We start from the raw sequence: 18,120 nt of genomic DNA on the forward strand, positions 1-18,120 counted from the left end.
AGTTGCGCGCGTGATCGCGACCACCGCTCGCACCGAGGATCCCCCGCAGGGCGTATGTGCTTTCTAGACCCGAAACAGCTTGAGCAGGGTATCGAGCTGACCGGAGAGCTGGCGCAAATCGCTGCTGGCTTCAGCCACTTGCACCACCCTGGCCGCGCTCTCGCTATTAAGGGTGGCAATCCGGTTCACGCTATGGCTCACCGCCTCTGCTACCGAGTGTTGCTCTTCCGAGGCTTGGGCAATATACATGTTCATCTCGCGGATCAGACTGACCTGGTTTTTAATTTTCTCCACCGATACCTGTACATCGGCGGCTTCGGCGCCCGCACGAGAGGCCTGCTCCTGGCTCAACTGCATCCCGGCACCGACATTCTGGGTCGCCTGTTGCAGCCGTTTGATGCTGGCACTGATCTCTTCGGTCGACTGACGAGTGCGCCCCGAGAGGGTTCGCACTTCATCGGCCACCACCGCAAAACCTCGCCCCTGATCCCCAGCCCTCGCCGCCTCGATGGCGGCATTGAGCGCCAGCAGATTGGTCTGCTCGGCAATACCATTGATCACTTCGATAATATTGCCGATGCTGCTGCTCTCGGTAGAGAGGGAGCGCATCAGCCCCGCCACCCGTTCCACCTCTCCCACCAGCTGATGAATCGCCTGATTGGCATGACCGGCCAGATTGTAGCCCTGCTCGACATAAAGGTTGGCCTCATCGGTCGCCGTAGCAGTCTTCACTGCATTACCTGCCACCTCCTGCACCGCCTGGCTCATCTCGGTAATGGCAGTCGCGACCTGATCCAGCTCCAGTTGCTGGGCATCACTGGCGCCCCGAGTATCCGCCGCAAGGGTGTCACAACGTTCCGCGGTCTGCAGCACGCCAGCAGAGAGCTCGTTGATTTCGGCCACCATCTCCTGAAGCTTGGCAATAAAGTGATTGATGTTGGTGGCCAGCGCGCCCATCTCATCCTGACGGAGGATCTTAAGACGCCGGGTCAGATCCCCCTCTCCCCTGGCCAAATCGAACACCGCCAGATTCATCTGATGAAGTGGTCTCAGCACATTGCGATGAATGAGTACCATCAACAAGGCAATGATACAGATATCAAGTACCAAGATCTGCCAGACAGTGGTGATCAACTGCTGGCGCAAGTTGGCCTGAATGGCCGCATCACTGGTTTCGACCAGCAATCTGGCCACGGTATTTTTCTGGCCGCTGTCGTCGTAGACCAGATCATACCCACCATAGGCCGCCGTATCGGCGGGTATGGCCGCTACAGGGGAAATAGTGCCCGCTGCATCGCGGGCAAACCCGGCCACCAGCTTCTCCTTGTTGACCACCAGCAGTGTGCTGAGCATATCGGCCGCCAGCTCGGATTTGAGCGATGCCTCGATAAAGGCCGACTCATAATTCCACAAAGGGCCAGGCAAGGAGAGCTGCAGTCGCTTGATCGCCTGCTCGACCAGCTGAGCCTGTTTGCTGTAGCTCTCTTCCCTCACCGAGCTGTAGTTATAACCACCAAACAGTACCAATAGCAGACTCACCGAGAGGGAAGTCAGTACGGCAATCCTGAACTTCAGACTTTTCCAATCCATGACTTCCTCCCGGTATTAACGGCAGCAGGAACAGTACAACTTACTGGTACTTGGCGTTGATTTTCTCGATGGTGCCGTCGGCTTTCATGGCTGCCAGAACCTCGTTGAGCTTGGTGATGAGTTCATCGGGCGTATCCTTGTTAAACGCCAAACTCATCTGGGTTTCCTTGAACACGAAGACCGGCTTGGGCGAAGCCACTTTCTCCTTGTTGGCCAAATAGGGGGCCAGATATTGGCCGGTTGCCCAGAGATCGATACGACCGGCCTCCAGTTTTTTCACGTTGGCGGTGTCATTGGCTGCCAGCTGCAACTTGGCAAATCCCTGTGCCTTGAGATACTCGGCTGCCGCATCACCGTTGTAGCCCCCCACCGAATACTGCTTGGCCTCTTCCAGTGAAGAGACTGTGATATTGGCCGTCGAGCTGGAGAAGAACACCCAGTTGTTATTGACCAGCGGCCCCACCCATTTAAACAGCGCCTCACGCTCCGGGGTACGAGTCGTGGAGTAGAGTGCGGTGTTGGGAGTGCTGAGGGTATCTTCATACGCCCGCTTCCAGGGCATCAGGGTCAGCTTGTATTCGACGCCGGCACGCTTGAGCAGCTCTTCGACCACCTCGGTCGATAGCCCGACAATCTTGCCCCCCTCCCCCTGCATGTTGAACGGAGGGTAATCCTCGGTCATCACGTTCAGTGGCGCAGCCTGAACAGCGCTTATCGCCATCATGGAAGAGACTGAAAAAATTGCACTTTTCCACAGCAGTTGATAGTTCATTGCAACCTCGCTTTGCTTGCCATTCATCCCTGAACATCCGCCGTTACCGATGGCGGTGCACATCTGACCCGCTGGGGTCATGCCGGCTTTCACGGCTCGCCGCCCACCCATGTGCAGCAGCAAACAGATCCGGATTTTGCCAGTGCGCAACGAAACACAACCGGCGGGGGAGGCTCACGACAAATCGAGGTGGAAACATGCCAGGGCAGCATGAGGGGAGTGTGGAGGGGGCGGATAAACCTCTGCCATACAACAGCGCTGTGGCGAAGCAGAAGCGCATCGTTTAATGACCAGGGTCTGGGAGAGAAATGATAGAAAACGCCAACATCCATTTTCCCATACTGCTCGAGGAGACCTCAGAGCCAAACCTGTCCTTTAGCTAAGGTCACGAAAAGAGATACGTCAAATGAGAGTGCTAACCCCCTCATCTGCTTCCAAATTAGATTCCAGATGAGCTCCGCCGAGCCGAAAAGTGGCGCTAGATAACCGAAACAGAGAAGGCCACCGCGAGGTGGCCTTCTACAAGTCAACGTGAACGTCTGGTGAAACTCAATCCTTGGCCGCGTCCATCACACCCTCTTCGGAGTGCGCAGGCAGGATCAGGTTGAGCAGGATGGCGGCAACGGAGGCCAGGCCAACACCGGCCAGCGCGAAGTCGCCAATCTTCATCTCCAGCGCACCGACACCGACAGTAAGAGTCACGGCGACGATGGCGATATTGCGTGACAGCCCCAGATCCACCTTGGATTCCACCAGCGTCTTGAGACCGATGGCAGCGATGGATCCGAACAGCAGCAGCATGATACCGCCCATCACCGGCATCGGGATGGAGGTGAGCAGCGCATTGAACTTGCCGAAGAAGGCCAGAATGATGGCAAACACCGCAGCCCAGGTCATGGTGACCGGATTGAAGTTACGAGTGATCATCACGGCACCGGTCACTTCGGCGTAGGTGGTCACGGGTGGGCCACCGATGAAACCGGCGAAGCAGACGCCGATGCCATCACCGGCCAGCGTACGGTGCAAACCCGGATCCTTGGTGTAATCCTTGCCAGTCACGCCACCAATCGCCAACACGCCACCGATATGCTCGATACAGGGGGCGATGGCTACCGGCAACATGAACAACGCAGCAGCCCAGTTGATCTCCGGGGTTTCGAAGTGGGGCAGCGCCAGCCAGGGGGCGTTCACCATGCCATCGAAACTCACCTGGCCCATGAACACCGCCGAGACATAACCGGCAATCACACCGCACAGGATGGGGATCAGCTTGATCCACCCCTTGCAGAACACAGCGGCAATCAGGGTGACCGCCAGCGAGATACCGGCCAGCGTCAGCGCAGTCCCCGCAGGAACCACCTGCTCACCACCGGCGCGGCCCATCGCCATGTTGCAGGCAACCTGAGCCACAGAAAGACCGATCACCATGATCACCGGGCCAATCACCACCGGGGGCAGCAATTTGTGCACAAAACCCATCCCTTTTGCCCGGATCAGCGCAGCCAGAATGAAATACATGAAACCGGCGGCAAACAGGCCAAACATGGTGGATGGCAATCCCCAAGTCTGGGTGGCGTAGATGATGGGAGCGATGAAGGCAAAGCTGGAACCGAGGAAAATCGGGACCTGGCGGCGGGTGCAGAGTTGGAACAACAGGGTGCCCACACCGGCGCCAAGCAGGGCCATGGAGGGGTTCAGTCCGGTGAGCAGGGGCACCAGAACCATGGCACCGAAGGCGACAAACAGGATTTGCAGCCCGGCGACACTTTGCTTGACTAAGGAAAACATGGATGTCCTTAATTTTTTGATAACTGATGGGTATATTTATCACTTTTCAGTCATCACAAGACTTTTTCAAGGCACAAAATGAACACAAATACGTCACCTGTTACCTTTTACTGCTTGGGAAGGGCATGAAACTGGCTTTTTAGGCGGGATTCGTTGCTACAAGCATCGAGTATGCGATTTTACGCATTATTGTGACGAACGCCAATCGTTTTTCCATCATGTTTATTGTGTTCATGGTCAAAGATGCCACCGCTAGGGGGCGCTCTATAATGGATCCTGTGAATCAAGATGGACAAGGAGTCCCCATGTCACAGCCCCCATTCAAGGCCAGCCAGCGCAGATTGCTTATTGGCTCGGCCATCGCACTCGCCCTGTTTGCAAACCCGTTCAGTTATGATTTCGCCCACAATGAGTGGCAAATGAATCAGGCCTATGCCAAGTCCTGCTTTATCGCCGGCACTCGCATCACGATGGCCGATGGCTCCACCCGCCCCATAGAGACGCTCCGGGTCGGTGAACGAGTGCTGGATCAACACGGCGGCAGTAACCGGATCCTGGCGGTCGAACGGGTCATACTGGGCAAACGCAGACTCTACGGGATCAATGATCTGCCCCCGTTCTTTACCGCAGAACACCCTCTGCTGACCACGCGGGGCTGGGCAGCCATCTCACCGGCCATGACACGAACCGAAAACCCGCAACTGGCAGTGCTGCCGCTATTTACCGGCATGCAGATAATGTGTCGCCCGGCACCTGTCATGGTGACGGGCAATCTGGCCCTGCAACCCCAGCCGGAATTACTGCTGGTTGAGTCACTCTGCTGGATCGAGGCATCTCCCACTACCGCACTCTTCAATCTGCTGCTCGATGGCAGCCACAGCTACATCGCCAATGAGCTGATCGTTCACAACAAAGATGGCGATGGTGGCAGTGGGGGCAGCAGTGGTGGAGGCAGCAACAGCGGCGGAGGCAGCAACAGCGGCGGAGGCAGCAACAGCGGCGGAGGCAGCGACAGCGGCGGTGGCAGCGACAGCGATGGGGGCAGCAACAGCGGCGGTGGCAGCGACAGCGGTGGGGGCAGCAACAGCGGCGGTGGCAGCGACAGCGATGGGGGCAGCGATGACAGTGGCGGCCAAGGCGAGCATGCCGGCGGAGAGCAGCATGGTGGAGGTGAACGGCATGCTGGTGGAGAAAAACATGCAGGGGGAGAACGCCATGGGGGTGGCCGCGGATTTGGCAATGGCGTTGATGACAACGGTGTGGATGCCGTCGATGCCAACGAGAACAAGCTCAGAGGTGACGGCACCATCGATGACAACGGCGTGGATGCAGTCGATGCCAATGGCAACAAGCTCAGAGGTGACGGCACAGTCGATGACAACGGCGTGGATGCCGTCGATGCCAACGGCAACAAACTCAGGGGCGATGGTACGGTCGATGATAACGGTGTGGATGCCGTCGATGCCAACGGCAACAAGCTCAGGGGCGATGGTACGGTCGATGATAACGGTGTGGATGCCGTCGATGCCAATGGCAACAAACTCAGGGGCGATGGCTCGATCGATGATCGCCAGCAAGTGCTTACCGATGAGCAGGAGCGGGTGCTGCTCAACAACGGCTTTCGCCAACAGGGGCAACCATGATGCGATATCTGTTACCACTCCTCCTGCTCGGCCTCACTGGCTGCGCCACGATCGACACCCCGCCGCTTTACCATCAGATGGATAAGGCAGATGTTCAACTGGCCAATCAGGCCCTCGCCAAGGCGCTGGAAACCCGTACCAAAGGCCAAAGCCTCACCTGGTTCAATCCAGCTAACCGTCACTCGGGTAGCGTCACCCCGCTGCGCACCTTCCGCCATACCAGCGGGGAGTGGTGTCGCGACTATCGCGAGCAACTCTATATCGGCAAGGCGAGCCAGCAGTGGCAGGATACCGCCTGTCGCAATCAGCAAGGGCGCTGGCGGCCATTGCGAACTTAGTGAATGCCACGGGATAAACGAAAGGGGGTAGCAGCGCTACCCCCTTGTCATCTTTTCCGACCCGTTATCCGGGCGGTGAATACGCGGTTATACCCGACGATAGGGCAGGTAAACCGGCTCCCACATGTGGTTGAGGATATGCTGCTGCAGATCCTGACCGATCAGCGGGTGGGAGGGATCCCGACGCACGATATCCTTGAGCACGGCGGTCGCCACATGCACCGAGATGCTGCGCAGCTCGCGAATGCGGGGATAGACGGCCCCTTTCGCCAGATCCACCTCACTCACGCACTCGGCCAGCGCAAAGGCGGCGGTAGTGAAGACATCGGGCGTGATCTCGCGGATCTGGCTGACGATGGCCGCCAGACCTACACCGGGGAAGATAAAGACGTTATTGCCCTGCCCGACCCGGAACTCCTGCCCTTCGTAGTGCACATCCTTGAACGGACTGCCGGTGGCGACGATGGCCTTGCCCTTGCTCCAGCGGTAGATATCCTCCGGCAGCGCTTCACAGTTGGCGGTCGGGTTGGAGAGCGGGAACACCATGGGGCGCTCGCAATGCTGCAGCATCAGCTGGATATGCTCTTCCTGGAAGGCACCGCCCGAGCCGCTGGTACCCAGCAGCACGGTAATGGGCACATGACGCAACACATCGGCCAGATTGGCCTTGCCGGGCACCTCGGTATCCCAACCCGCCAACAGCAGCCCAGGTTTGGCGTAGCGACGCTTGTACTCGTCGAGCCCGTCCCGGTTGTCGCACACCAGCCCCTGGGTATCCAGGATGTAGATGCGATCGCGGGCCGCCTGCGGATCCATCCCCTCGCGGATCATCCCCGCGCAGATCTGATCCGCGACACCAACCCCACCGGCGCCAGCGCCGTAGACCAGATAGTTCTGCTGGCCCAGGGTCTCCCCCTTGACCTTGACCGCGCCGATAATACCGGCCAGCACCACGGCACCGGTGCCCTGAATGTCATCGTTGAATGACGGCAGTGCCTGCTGGTAGCGGGCCAGATTGTTGAAGGCGTTGGATTTGCTGAAGTCTTCCCACTGCAGCACGGCATTGGGGAAGTGGCGCTTGACCCCCTGCACAAACTTGTCGATGAACTCCTCATACTCCTTGCCGCGAATGCGCTTGTGGGGGCGGCCAAGGTACATGGGGTCATCGAGCAGTTTCTGGTTATCGGTGCCCACATCCAGCGCGATGGGCATACAGCAGGCGGGGTGAATACCGGCCCCCAGAGTATAGAGCGCCAGCTTGCCGATGGGGATGCCCATGCCGCCAACACCCTGGTCGCCGATCCCCAAAATGCCCTGGCTGTCGGTGACGACTATGATGCGGATCGATTTGGCATCGAAGTGACGGGCCTGACTGCCCATGTCATCCACGTTGTCCGGGGTAATGTAGAGGCCGCGGGGCTTCTGGAAGCGGTGGCTGAACTCCTGACACGCCTTGCCCACGGTCGGGGTATAGATGTAGGGAGTCATCTCCTCCACATGGCGTGACAACAGGGCATAGAAGAGAGTCTCGTTGCGATCCTGCAGGGCACGCAGGTTCTGGTACTTCTCGATATCGCTGCAAGCGCTCTTGAACCCCTCATACACTCGCTCGAGCTGGGCTTCAAAAGTTTGCACCTGAGGCGGCAGCAAACCATCGAGATCAAAATCGGCCCGCTCCTGTTCGGTGAAGGCCGTGCCCTTGTTGAGGTATCGATTGTTAAGCAGATCAGTGCCGGTCAGTGCAACGGGGCGAAAATCCTGTCCCTGTGCATCTTTCCACAGCAGATATTGTCCGGTAGCCATAGTCATTCTCTTTGATTTACGTGAAATTGCCGTTCGGCAGGAGAGCAAGACTCATAATGAAATCAATCATATGACGTTTACTCGATCGGTTTTGTGAGCTTGGGCATACCCTGCGGCCAAAATAGGCGCCCGGCGACCCCGGCGAGACAAATTTCCACGGCAAGGAATGAGACTCATGTTAGCATTGCGGGCAACCCAGCCCCTTTCACCGCATCACAGCCGGGAGTGACCTGATGCCCTCGCCTCTGCCAGCCTGCGTCCCCTTCTTTCTGCCATGCGCTTGATCCCGCTGCTTGCTCTGTGGCTATTTCTGACCTGCCAGTCGGCTCTCGCCGCACCGGGCCGGGTGCTCAACATCATCGTGGGTGAATGGCCCCCTTTTGTCTCCGAGCAGTCAAAACAGCACGGGCCAGTGGCCCACCTCATCAGCGATCTGTTCAAGGAGGCGGGCTATGAGGTGAAGTTCCACTTCGCCCCCTGGGGTCGGGTCTATTCGCTGGCGGCCAACAGCCAGCTCTACGACGCCACCGCCGTCTGGATGCACAAACCGGAGCGGGAGCAGGATTTTCTGTTCAGCGAAGCGGTGCTGCAGGAGCAGTTTGTCTTCTTCTCCCTCAAATCACGGCAACTGCAAGCCGAGCGCCTTGAGCAGATCATCGGCATGCGGTTGGGGGGCGATATCGCCTATAGCTACGGGCCCGAGCTGGACAAGATGGTGGCCGATGGCAAGGTAACCCAACAGAAAGTCACCGACGTGAAACAGAATTTCGGCAAGCTGCTGCGCGGGCGGATCGACCTCTATCCGCAAGAGCTGCGAGTCGGTCTGGCCGAGTTGCAGAGCCAGCTCGATCCCGCCAGCGCGGCACTCATCACCCACAGTCAGACCCCTTTTCTGCGCAACGACAGCTTCGTGATGTTCCCGCGCAAGATGCCGGATTCAGCCAAACTGCGGGATCAGTTCAATCAGCTGTTGCAGCAGGCCATCGCCAGCGGACGTTATCAGCGCTACTTCGAGCGGCTGGCCCGGGGGGAATATTGACCTTGGCGAGGCAAAAACAGAGGGGATAAAACAACGGTGGCGGCCCTTTGTGGCCACCACCTCTGTGATGCTTGTCAGCGGCCGGCATTAGCCGCTGATGCCCACCTCCAGCTTGAACGACGTCTTGGCCTTGCTGCTCTCGGCAGCCCCCATCTGGTAGACCCGAATGGTATAAGTGCCCTTGGCAGGCAGGGTTGCCTCAAAGTTGTTCCCGTCACGCGAGCCAACAAAGATCGCCTCCCCCTTGCTGCCCGGCGGCAAAATATTGAAGTAGGGCTTGCCGGTCAGGATCACCACCATGCTCTGGCCCTTGTTGGCCGTCAGCTTGTAATCGAGGGTCTGGCTACCTTGAATAGTGCCGTTGATAGTCGCCCCTGACTCCCCCTTCTTGAACTGCACCTGCTGGGTCTTGATCCCGTCAGCCGCCTGCGCCACGCCCGCAATACCACCGAAGAGCGCAGATGCACATACCGCTGCCAGCCATGCTTTTCTCATCATTTGTCATCCCTTGTGTGAATGGAACCCCTGTTACTGTTGCTCAAGGTGGCCCAAAAAACCATCGCCGTTTGCGGCATCGTTCAATCAATTTGCCATCACCATCGACCCGCCATCAAAAGGGGCGCCGCAGCGCCCCTTCTCTTTACTCTTTGTCGACCATCAGCTTGATTTCCCCGCCTTGGGCTCATCGAGGGTGTGCTTCACCTCTTCATACCAGAGGTCGTGGTGCTCCTTGGCCCAGGTCTCGTCCACCTCGCCGGTCACCATCCCCTCCAGCGCCCCTTCCAGCTGGAACAGGCCCATGTAGATATGGAAGATAAAGCCGCAGATAAGGATCAAGGCGCCTACGATATGGATAAAACTGGCCCACTCCATCTGGCGGCGCAGCTGGCCGAAGATGGGGAAATCGAGGAACAACCCGGTCGCCACCACAATGCCGCCAAACCAGATCAGCAACCAGAAGATCGCCTTCTCGCCACCGTTGGAGAAGCCCGCCGAGGGGTGGCTTCCCTTGTGCTTGCCGAGCATGCCGCCAAACTTCATGAACCACTGCACATCCACCATGTTGACGATGTTGTGGCGGAACCACTTGATGAGCACCCCCATCAGGCAGAGGAAGAAGAGCGGCCCCACATAGTTGTGGAACACCTTGGCAAACCAGATCCAGTTCTCCCACACCCCGAGGCTCACCACCGGCTTGATGAAGTACTTGCCGTAGATGATGGCCAGCCCCGACCCGGAGAGGGTCAGGAACATGGCCGCCGTGGTCCAATGCAGCGCCCGATCCAGCCTGCTCCAGCGCTTGAGCTTGCGCCCGGTGCGCGGTTTGGAGAGCTTGGTCTGCCCCACCACCAGGTACATCAGACCGCACATGGCCAAGGAGCCGAAGATGGCGATGGCACCGAGCGGCGACACCCACTTGGTCTTCACCTCGAACCAGAGTTGGCCCGGCACCGAGATAAGTACCCCGTGCTCCGGCGAGCGGGAGGTGGTCACCCCCTCCTGCCCATCCTTCACCGCCCGCCAGTAATCGGCGCCGGCAAAGCCGACCGCCTCTTTCTCGGCATCGGCGAAACTTGCGGTACTCACCAGCAGCAGGGCAGCAAACAGGGCCATTAGCCAGGTTTTCATGCCGCCCCTCCCTGCTTGTTCAGCTTGCTGGCATCGTGGAACAGCTCATCGCCATTACCCCAAGCCGCATCCTTGGCACCACGATAGGCAACCCGCTCGCGGAAGATGTCGGAGATCACCTGCGCATCCCCTGCCAGCAGTGCCTTGGTGGAGCAAAGCTCGGCACACATGGGCAGCTTGCCCTCGGCAATGCGGTTGGCACCGTACTTCTGGCGCTCCGCCTCGCTGTGATCCTCTTCCGGGCCGCCGGCGCAGAAGGTGCACTTGTCCATCTTGCCCCGATCGCCAAAGGCGGCGGTCTTCGGGAACTGGGGCGCCCCGAACGGGCAGGCAAACAGGCAGTAGCCGCAACCGATGCAGAGATCCTTGTTGTGCAGCACTATGCCATCGTCGGTGTGATAGAAGCAGTCGGCCGGGCAGACCGCCATGCAGGGGGCATCGGTGCAATGCATGCAGGCGACCGAGATGGAGGTCTCACCCGGCAGGCCGTCGTTGAGGGTTACCACCCGGCGGCGCTGGATGCCCCACTCGAGGGCATCGTCGTTCTCGTTCTTGCACGCCGTCACACAGCCGTTGCACTCGATGCAGCGCTTGGTGTCACACATGAATTTCATTCTGGCCATGGGATCAGGCTCCTACTTTGCGAAAACGGCACAGGGTGACCTTGGTCTCCTGCATCTGGGTGACCGGGTCATAACCATAGGTGGTGACTATGTTGACCGACTCCCCCAGCACATAGGGGTCAGACCCTTCCGGATATTTGGATCGCAGATCCTTGCCCTCGAAGTGGCCGCCGAAGTGGAACGGCATAAAGGCGAGCCCCGGCTTGACCCGCGGGGTCACCAGCGCCTTCACCTTGACCCGGCCCCCTTCCGGCCCCTCGACCCACACGTCCTGACCGTCGCGCACGCCGACATCGTTGGCATCCGCCGGGTTCATCTCGACGAACATCTCCTGCTGCAGTTCAGCCAGCCAGGGGTTGGAGCGGGTCTCGTCGCCGCCCCCCTCGTACTCCACCAGACGGCCGGAGGTGAGGATGATGGGGAACTCCTTGCTGACATCCTTCTCCTGCACCGAGGCGTACTGGGTCGGCAGGCGCCACAGGCTCTTCGAATCAGGCCAGGTGGCGTAGTCGGCCAGCAAGTCGCGGCGCGGGGTGTAGAGCGGCTCGCGGTGCTTGGGCACCTGATCCGGGAAGGTCCACACCACGCAGCGCGCCTTGGCGTTGCCGTAGGGGACGAAGCCATGCTTGATGGCGACCCGCTGGATACCGCCGGAGAGATCGGTCTTCCAGTTCTTGCCCTCGGCCTCTTTCTTCTCGGCCTCGGTCAGTTCATCCCACCAGCCAAGCTGTTTCATCAGGTCGGCAGTGATCTCGGGATAGCCATCCTCCACCTCACTCCCCTTCGGCCAGGAGTCTTCGGCGAGCAGCGAGACGCCCTGATACTCGATACCGAAGCGGGCGCGGAAACCGCCGCCCCCTTCCGACACCGGAATGCTGGTGTCGTAGAGAATGTGGCTGCCGGGATGCTTCATCTCCGGGGTGCCCCAGCAGGGCCACGGCAGACCGTACACTTCGCCACTGACCGGGCCCCCTTCAGCCTTGAGGTTGGTCTTGTGGAAGGTGTGCCAGTTCTGCTGGTGCGCCTTGAGCCGCTCCGGGCTCTGGCCGGTGTAGCCCACGCTCCACATGCCGCGGTTGTATTCGCGGGTGATGTCTTCCAGCAGTGGCTGGTTGTTCTCTACCTTGATGTGCTTGAACAGCTGGTCGGCAAAGCCGAGCTTCTTGCTCAGGAGATACATGATCTCGTGGTCGACCTTGGATTCGAACAGGGGTTCTATCACCTTGTCACGCCACTGCATGGAGCGGTTGGTGGCGGTGACGGAACCATAGGTTTCGAACTGGGTGGTGGCCGGCAGCAGGTAGACGCCGTCGGTGCGATCGTTCATCACCGAGGCAACGGTGGGATACGGGTCGACAATCACCATCATGTCGAGCTTTTGCATCGCCTTCTTCATCTCCGGGCCGCGGGTCTGGGAGTTGACCGCATGGCCCCAGTAGAACATGGCGCGGATGTTGGAGCCCTGCTCGATGAGATCGGCGTTCTCCAGCACACCGTCCACCCAGCGGGAGACCGGAATGCCGTTGTTGTTCATCGGCAGCTTGCCGTTGTAGGCCTTGTTGTCAAAACGTGCCTTGATCCACTCGTAATCGACGTCCCACACCCGGGCCCAGTGCTTCCAGGAGCCCTCTTCCAGCCCGTAGTAGCCGGGCAGGGAGTCTGAGGTGACGCCAAAGTCGGTGGCCCCCTGTACGTTGTCGTGGCCACGGAAGATGTTGGTACCCGCTCCGCTCTTGCCCACGTTGCCGAGGGCCAGTTCGAGGATGCAGTAAGCACGGGTGTTGTTGTTGCCTGTGGTGTGCTGGGTACCGCCCATACACCAGACCACGCAGCCGGGGCGGTTGTCGGCCAGCAGTTTGGCGGCGCCATAGACCTGCTGTTCGTTGAGGCCGGTCACCCGCTCCACTTCGGCCGGGGTCCAGCGCGCCACCTCTTTTTGCACCTCGTCCATGCCGTAGACGCGGGTGCGGATGAACTCCTTATCTTCCCAACCGTTCTTGAAGATGTGCCACAGCATGCCCCAGATAAAGGCGACGTCGGTGCCCGGGCGCAATGAGAGGTACATGTCCGCCTTGGCGGCGGTGCGGGTACGGCGCGGGTCAACCACCAGGATCTTGCAGCCGTTGCGCTCTTTCGCCAGCAGGATGTGCTGCATGGCGACCGGGTGGGCCTCCGCCGGGTTGGAGCCGATAAACATGATCGACTTGCTGTTGTGCATGTCGTTCAGGCTGTTGGTCATGGCACCGTAGCCCCAGGTGTTGGCTACACCCGCGACCGTGGTGGAGTGGCAGATCCGCGCCTGGTGATCCACGTTGTTGGTGCCCCAAAGCGACGCCATCTTGCGAAACAGGTAGGCCTGCTCGTTGGAGTGCTTGGCAGAGCCGAGCCAGTAGACGCTGTCGGGGCCGGACTCCTTACGCAGGCGCAGCACCTCGTTGCCCACCTCTTCGATGGCCTGATCCCAGCTGATGCGCTGCCACTTGCCACCCACCAGCTTCATCGGGTACTTGAGGCGACGCTCACCGTGGCCGTGCTCGCGCAGGGCCGCCCCCTTGGCGCAGTGACCGCCAAGGTTGAAGGGGTGATCAAACGCCGGCTCCTGACCGGTCCAGACGCCGTTTTGCACCTCGGCATAGACGCCGCAGCCCACCGAGCAGTGGGAACAGATGGTGCGCTTCACCTCGACCGGCACGTCGGCCGCCACGGTTTTGGCCTCGGCCCGCTGCATCATGGCTGGCGCCAGCCAACCGGCGGCCACGGCGCCACCGGCCACCAGACCCGAGTTGACCATAAAGGCGCGACGGGTCAGCCCCTGACCGCGAATGGCCTCATTGCCCTGCTCGCCCACTTGGGGCTGCTCGGCACGTTTTGTCAGTTTCATGAGTTCTCCTTCACTGATCCGGCTCAGTCGGTGCCGCGCAGGGTGCGATAAAAGTCGTGAACATGGGGGGTCTCCCGATAGCCCTTGTCAGGCTCGGTGTCGTGGGTCAGCACCTCTTTGCCCACCACCCGACCGGTGGCACCGGCTAGCACGCCTATGGTGGCGACCACGCCAACTCCCTTGATCAGATTGCGGCGAGACGGGTCTTTCAGCTGTTCATCGCTCATTCTTGTGACCTCTGTTGTTGTTCTTGCTGGCGCCTGCGCGCCAGCTTCGCGTCCAATGGGATATCTCGTCTGCTCGTTTTGTTATGCGCAGCTCTTGTTATGCGCTGATAAGGGCGTTCAGCCCGGCACCACGCAGGCACCAAACGGCAGGCGCAATTCGTTTTCCAGCTTGAAGAAATCTTCGGCAAGGGCGCCGACCGCCCGGTAGAAGCTGCCCCCTTTCGCCTGTTGCTGATCGCGGCAGCAGGCGAGTACCCAGGGGGCAAGGTGGCGTTCATAGAAGCGGTTGCGCTCCGGGTGCTGCTCGGCAATCAGTACCGCCATCACCTCACAGAGGGCGGCCAGATGATCTTCCGGCTCGCACACTCCGCTCTGGCGCTCGAAACCGAGGGACTGCAGATCTGCGCGCAGCACCGCCAGCGGCAGCTCCATCAATGAGCCGGTGAGATACCAGGAGGCAAACGGCACGATCTCCCCGCGCCCCAGCCCGATAAAGAGATCCTGATACTCCTCGGCAAGCTCGTTTTCGTGGTGGCTGCTGGCCGCCAGCTGCACCAGCCCGAGCCCTCTGGCAAAGGGGCCCGGCATCGGCTGCAACCCTTGCAGCCAGGCGAGCTGTTCGCCACGGGGGGCGGCGCGCCAGAGGCTTGCCAGCAGGGCGTAGAGATCGGCGCTACTCTGTTCCAGTTCGGTCATGGTCAGTTCGCCAGCCTTTTCGTTATGTTGTTCACTCATCACTGGCCCCTCATACCTTGAGCTGGGAGACGGGATCCGCCGCCAGCGCCGCAAACACATCCTTGACGCGACAGTCCTCGCACATCAGCAGCCGCTGGGCGGCCTCGTTCTGGAAGTGGGAGTGACCGGCCAGTTTTTGCTGGATGCGGCGGATCATAGAGGCGGGTGCGAACGGCTTGCCGCAGCGAATGCAGCAGGCAGCCTCTTCGGCTTTCAGGCTCTGCACGGCGCGGCGCGCCTCGGGCACAGGTTGCAGGCGAGGCACCAGTACAATGGCCTGCTCGGGGCACGCCTTTTCGCACATGCCGCACTGGATGCAATCCTGCTCGATAAAGTTAAGGCCTGGCGTGTGCCCAACCGCATGCAGGGCACGGCTCGGGCAAACCGCCACGCAGCCCATGCAGAGGGTGCAGTCTGCTTCTTTGAGTTCCACCCTACCGTATGGGGCGCCGTGGGGCACCGTCAGCGGCTCGCAGCTCCCTTCGTTGGCCTGCCAGAGGGCATCGAAGGCAGCAAACAGGTTTTCCCGTTTGTCTCCTTTCAGCGGCTTGTCCAGCAGGGCAACGGCTGGCTGGCCGGAAACAGGCTCACCAGCATCAGTGTCAAACAGAGCGATGCGATCGGCAGAGAGACCGGCGCCCGCCAACAGCACGGCGGCGCTCGCCAGTTCCCGCTCAACCAGTGCACGGACGCTTTCGGGGGCGTCATCGACCAGCGCAATACGCACCGTGCTGGCACCATAGGCAAGTGCCGCGAACCAGCTCTCGATGCCTAAGCTTGCGCTCTCCTCCACCCAGACCGGCAGCCAGTTGGCAGGCAGAGCAGTGAGTTCCGTTTCAACCCATTCGCGCTCGTTTTCACCGGCGATCAGCAGCTGCGGCGCGTCGCCACCCGCCTCCCGGTAGTGCTTGAGCAAGCGCAGCAGGTAGTCGCCGCTGGTGTTGGCATCGGGCTGGTGATAGGCAATCGCCCCGGTCGGACAGGCAGAGGCACAGCTGCCAAAGCCCTGACAGAGATGGGGATCGATCTGGATGCGACCATTGATGGGCTTGAGGGCATCGGTCGGGCAGACATCGAGGCAGCGGCTGCAACCGGGTACGCCGCGGGCGGTAAAGGCGCAGGCCTCGGGGTCGAGGCGAAAATAGCGAGGTTTGTCGAAGATACCGGTCAGCGCACAGAGCTCGGCAAGCCGCTCGGCCAAGCCAACATCATCGGCCAGATGCAGATAGCCGACCGGCGGGCGTTCCAGCGCAAACAGCGGGACGCGGCCCAGATCGGCCACCAGATCAAAGCGCGGCTCGCCATTTTCCGCAGCCTGCTGAGTAAAACAGAGCGCCGCCAGATTAACCCGCTCACCCTGACCATTGAGGCCGGTGAGCTGGAACTGCCCCAGATACCCTGTCAGGCTCGGCTCGCGCAGGGTCAGGGCCGCGAGGGATGCGGTGGCATCGAAAATGGCTTCGAGATCGGCCGCCTCGGCATCGTGGACCGCTTCGGTCACCAGCAGAGTGGGCTTCACCCCGGCGGGCAGCAGGCTGGCAGCGCGGCGAATGCAATCTTCCGGGCCGACCAGCAGCAGGCGCCCCTGACTCTGGTAAGAGACAGTGGCCGGGATCAGGTTGTCGGTCTTGACCGTATGCTGCAGGGCATAGGCGCGAGCGCGCGCGTTATGCTCGGTCGCCCCCGCCTCGCGGGCTAGATTTGGGGCCAGATTTGGGCTCAGATTTGGCAATGTTTGTTCAGTGCTCACATACGCTCCTGTGCGCGCCACCTCATGGGATGGGCGCTTGTTGGTAAGCCGAGAGAGCAAGAGGCGAGCCAACTCCCCCGGAAAAAAAGTGACTGACAGGGAGTCAGGATCCTGAGGGTTCCATTTCCCCATCTTTGGTTGGGACATTTTGTCCACCACGGGAAACCAAAATGTCCCGAACGTCGGTGTGGGTTTGAGAATGGTTATCAGCCAGCTCGTGTTGCTCGGCGGCAGGTTCGCTGGCAACCGCCACCGGTTCAGCAGACCCGCTGGCCGGATTGGCCGATTCGCTCTCCGGGGCGATCACCTGATCCACCAGCCAGTTGCGCAGCCCGGCGGTCAAGGCCGCAGGCAGCAATTCGGGCTGGCTGAAATCCTGGGTGTAGTCGTCGAGCCCATCCGGCTTGTGGCTGCGAAACATGGCCCGCAGCGCCTCCCTGTCGGGGAGTTTGGCCTTGCCCGGCTGAGCAGTTTTCAGCTGCGACTCGCCACTCTCCAGCCTCTCAACGGCAAGGGATTCACTACTCCCCTTGTCAGTGCTGACTACGGGGCTATCCAGCGATGTATCTGGAGTTTTACCTTCGCCACTGCCTTCGATGGGGGCGGCAATCGCCTCGGGGATAGCCTCTTCCCTCGGCTGCAATGCCTGATGCTTGCGAGACGACCAGCGCTTAAGGAACTCACTCATGGGCGCGATTTCCGCTGTCACTGCCACGCTCGCGGCCATCGGGGCCGGTGGCCTTGACGGCGCCACAGCTGGCTTGATCTACCGTATCGACACCCAGCTGATCCTGCGCCCGTCCCTTGCCCTTTTTGCCCTTACGACGGGCCTCCAGCAGCTCGCCGTGGCGGCCGATAAAGGCCTCCACCCAGGCTTGCAGCGCCTCGGGCAGCGGGCAGGAGAGCACCTGCCGCTCGCCATCCATATAGGCGGCAGCCACGGTCTGGCTCAGGGTCAGGCCATCGGCCACAAAGCCTGTGTCCACGCGGCTTCCGGTGACAAAAAGGCGGGGCGAGCCGGAGCTCAGATTGAAGCGATAATCCCCCCGCTCGTCACGAAACAGGGTAAGGGGCAAGGCACCGGCTGCCTCAGGTTCGGCGGGGTGGAGCGCCGCAATCTCGAAACGGCGGCTCTGCCAGCGGCCAACCTGGCTGTCGATGGCCTTTAACTCCAGTTGCAGCCAGCGCTGCGGGGGCAAGGTATTGGTTGTCTCTTGCACTGTCACGGCTCCCATCAGAAGGTCTCTGCCGGGCCGCCCTCCTCCATGCTCCACCCCGTTCGGAGCGGTTCACAGCAGAACA

16 protein-coding genes are annotated in these 18,120 nt (G+C 60.5%); 3 read left to right on the forward strand and 13 right to left on the reverse strand.

The window, feature by feature from the left end; genetic code table 11:
• Positions 1–63: 63 nt before the first annotated feature.
• The 3 genes from G5306_RS07020 to G5306_RS07030 all read right to left on the reverse strand — a co-directional run bounded on the left by G5306_RS07020 (position 64) and on the right by G5306_RS07030 (position 4,150).
• Positions 64–1,590 (reverse strand): methyl-accepting chemotaxis protein, encoded by a 1,527-nt coding sequence (locus G5306_RS07020; RefSeq protein ID WP_421203055.1) that lies wholly within the window; start codon positions 1,588–1,590, stop codon positions 64–66.
• 40 nt (positions 1,591–1,630) lie between these two features.
• Positions 1,631–2,362: a substrate-binding periplasmic protein gene (locus G5306_RS07025; protein WP_421312623.1), complete on the reverse strand. Its 732-nt coding sequence runs from the start codon at positions 2,360–2,362 to the stop codon at positions 1,631–1,633.
• A gap of 549 nt (positions 2,363–2,911) precedes the next feature.
• Positions 2,912–4,150: a uracil-xanthine permease family protein gene (locus G5306_RS07030; RefSeq protein WP_005347636.1), complete on the reverse strand. Its 1,239-nt coding sequence runs from the start codon at positions 4,148–4,150 to the stop codon at positions 2,912–2,914.
• A gap of 305 nt (positions 4,151–4,455) precedes the next feature.
• Here G5306_RS07030 and G5306_RS07035 point away from each other — a divergent pair, with 305 nt between their 5' ends.
• Together G5306_RS07035 and G5306_RS07040 are read left to right on the forward strand one after the other, a co-directional pair.
• Positions 4,456–5,793, forward strand: coding sequence for a hypothetical protein (locus G5306_RS07035; protein WP_421312624.1), 1,338 nt, complete (start codon positions 4,456–4,458; stop codon positions 5,791–5,793).
• Positions 5,790–6,131 (forward strand): RT0821/Lpp0805 family surface protein, encoded by a 342-nt coding sequence (locus G5306_RS07040; protein ID WP_421250481.1) that lies wholly within the window; start codon positions 5,790–5,792, stop codon positions 6,129–6,131. The genes G5306_RS07035 and G5306_RS07040 overlap by 4 nt, the downstream gene beginning before the upstream one ends.
• A gap of 87 nt (positions 6,132–6,218) precedes the next feature.
• Here G5306_RS07040 and G5306_RS07045 read toward each other — a convergent pair whose 3' ends face one another.
• A complete protein-coding gene (locus G5306_RS07045; protein ID WP_421312625.1) occupies positions 6,219–7,934 on the reverse strand; it encodes an NAD-dependent malic enzyme in 1,716 nt (571 codons plus the stop codon).
• 274 nt (positions 7,935–8,208) lie between these two features.
• Between G5306_RS07045 and G5306_RS07050 the strand changes: the two genes are divergently transcribed.
• Positions 8,209–8,973 (forward strand): substrate-binding periplasmic protein, encoded by a 765-nt coding sequence (locus G5306_RS07050; RefSeq protein WP_236396761.1) that lies wholly within the window; start codon positions 8,209–8,211, stop codon positions 8,971–8,973.
• 87 nt (positions 8,974–9,060) lie between these two features.
• On the opposite strand, the gene G5306_RS07055 is transcribed toward G5306_RS07050, so the two are convergent.
• From G5306_RS07055 to G5306_RS07095, 9 genes are all read right to left on the reverse strand, one after another.
• Entirely contained in the window at positions 9,061–9,471 is a 411-nt protein-coding gene (locus G5306_RS07055) for a DNA breaking-rejoining protein (protein ID WP_236396759.1), read from the reverse strand.
• A gap of 159 nt (positions 9,472–9,630) precedes the next feature.
• Positions 9,631–10,602, reverse strand: a complete 972-nt coding sequence (locus G5306_RS07060) for a formate dehydrogenase subunit gamma (RefSeq protein WP_005334792.1) — start codon at positions 10,600–10,602, stop codon at positions 9,631–9,633.
• Positions 10,599–11,225, reverse strand: coding sequence for a formate dehydrogenase FDH3 subunit beta (fdh3B, locus tag G5306_RS07065; RefSeq protein ID WP_005334799.1), 627 nt, complete (start codon positions 11,223–11,225; stop codon positions 10,599–10,601). Before fdh3B ends, G5306_RS07060 begins: the two co-directional genes overlap by 4 nt.
• 4 nt (positions 11,226–11,229) lie before the next feature.
• Positions 11,230–14,106: a formate dehydrogenase subunit alpha gene (locus G5306_RS07070; protein WP_108588385.1), complete on the reverse strand. Its 2,877-nt coding sequence runs from the start codon at positions 14,104–14,106 to the stop codon at positions 11,230–11,232.
• A gap of 23 nt (positions 14,107–14,129) precedes the next feature.
• Positions 14,130–14,333, reverse strand: a complete 204-nt coding sequence (locus G5306_RS07075) for a transcriptional initiation protein Tat (RefSeq protein WP_005303194.1) — start codon at positions 14,331–14,333, stop codon at positions 14,130–14,132.
• 117 nt (positions 14,334–14,450) lie between these two features.
• Positions 14,451–15,068: a TorD/DmsD family molecular chaperone gene (locus tag G5306_RS07080; protein ID WP_075114851.1), complete on the reverse strand. Its 618-nt coding sequence runs from the start codon at positions 15,066–15,068 to the stop codon at positions 14,451–14,453.
• A gap of 10 nt (positions 15,069–15,078) precedes the next feature.
• Positions 15,079–16,818 carry a 4Fe-4S dicluster domain-containing protein gene (locus tag G5306_RS07085; protein WP_421221343.1) on the reverse strand — a complete coding sequence of 580 codons (1,740 nt, stop codon included), beginning with the start codon at positions 16,816–16,818 and terminating at the stop codon, positions 15,079–15,081.
• A gap of 103 nt (positions 16,819–16,921) precedes the next feature.
• Complete coding sequence (locus G5306_RS07090; protein ID WP_421312626.1) at positions 16,922–17,506, reverse strand: DUF3306 domain-containing protein; 585 nt, start codon at positions 17,504–17,506, stop codon at positions 16,922–16,924.
• Positions 17,499–18,053 (reverse strand): DUF3305 domain-containing protein, encoded by a 555-nt coding sequence (locus tag G5306_RS07095; RefSeq protein ID WP_201988990.1) that lies wholly within the window; start codon positions 18,051–18,053, stop codon positions 17,499–17,501. Before G5306_RS07095 ends, G5306_RS07090 begins: the two co-directional genes overlap by 8 nt.
• Positions 18,054–18,120 lie beyond the last annotated feature (67 nt).

It is taken from the genome of Aeromonas sp. 603404, assembly GCF_049171775.1.
In the GTDB taxonomy this organism is placed as follows: domain Bacteria; phylum Pseudomonadota; class Gammaproteobacteria; order Enterobacterales; family Aeromonadaceae; genus Aeromonas; species Aeromonas veronii_A.